The organism is Serratia sp. HMSC15F11, assembly GCF_001808215.1.
Classification (GTDB): Bacteria; Pseudomonadota; Gammaproteobacteria; order Enterobacterales; family Enterobacteriaceae; genus Serratia; species Serratia nevei.
Genome location: NZ_KV792506.1, coordinates 693 through 1189, shown reverse-complemented (window position 1 = coordinate 1189; position 497 = coordinate 693). Strand labels below are relative to the sequence as shown.

Here is a 497-nt window from a genome sequence, read left to right as displayed (position 1 = left end):
AGTACTAACGGCAGACACGATATCAGTACTTTTCAAAATCTAGTGTGCCGTACTAGAGCACGTGACGGAGAGTGTTTTATCAGGTTACATGAAGTTGAAGGTGGTTTAAGACTCGAAATAATCGACAGTCTGCGAGTACCAGTAATCAACAATCAAAAGTTCAGTAACGGCGACTATATCAGTAATGGTATTAGATTTAACAAGTTCAAACGTCCTATTTCATACAATATCTGTAAAGTAGACCCAACAATCTATTCATACTATCAGACTGACATTGAAGTAGTACCAGCAGAAGAAATTATTCACTTCTTTATTCAAGATTACCCAGACCAAGAAAGGGGTATTCCCGACATTATCGCCTGTACCAATTTGATTAAAGAACTAGAACAGTTTGTTAATGCTTCTATTGTACAGAAGAAAGTATCTGCAAGCTCAATGGCCTTTATTACTAGTGATGAAAAGCCTACTAACAGTACTACAGAGTTACTAGGAAGCAT

At 37.0% G+C, this 497-nt stretch carries 1 protein-coding gene; it reads left to right on the top strand.

The annotated features are described in order from the left end of the window. On the top strand, nucleotides 1-497 hold a 497-nt coding region (locus HMPREF3138_RS25920; RefSeq protein ID WP_139145177.1), incomplete at both ends, for a phage portal protein.